1 tRNA gene is annotated in these 340 nt (G+C 55.9%); it reads left to right on the top strand.

The features are described from left to right. The first annotated feature begins 127 nt into the window (after positions 1-127). Positions 128-204: transfer RNA gene (locus tag DIE23_RS39275), tRNA-Asp, on the top strand. Positions 205-340: the final 136 nt, after the last annotated feature.

Genomic DNA, 340 nt, shown 5'->3' with positions numbered 1-340 from the left:
CTTTCACGGTGAGTACAGGGGTTCGAATCCCCTAGGGGACGCCAGGATTCAGCGGCGTTTCGTAGTAGAAGTGTCGCAACGCTTGCAGGACGTGAACGAGGTCCTGTGGGTGAGAGTGAAGAAAGCTGGAGCGGTAGTTCAGTTGGTTAGAATACCGGCCTGTCACGCCGGGGGTCGCGGGTTCGAGCCCCGTCCGCTCCGCCAGAACAAAGCCCGTTCAAATGAACGTTTTGAACGGGCTTTTGCATTAAAGGTGTAATGTAGTACGTTGTCCCCTTCGTCTAGAGGCCTAGGACATCACCCTTTCACGGTGAGTACAGGGGTTCGAATCCCCTAGGGG

The organism is Burkholderia sp. Bp9143, from assembly GCF_003853645.1.
Lineage (GTDB): Bacteria > Pseudomonadota > Gammaproteobacteria > Burkholderiales > Burkholderiaceae > Burkholderia.
The sequence above is the reverse complement of the archived record's forward strand: the minus strand, read 5'-3'. Positions and strand labels throughout refer to the sequence as shown.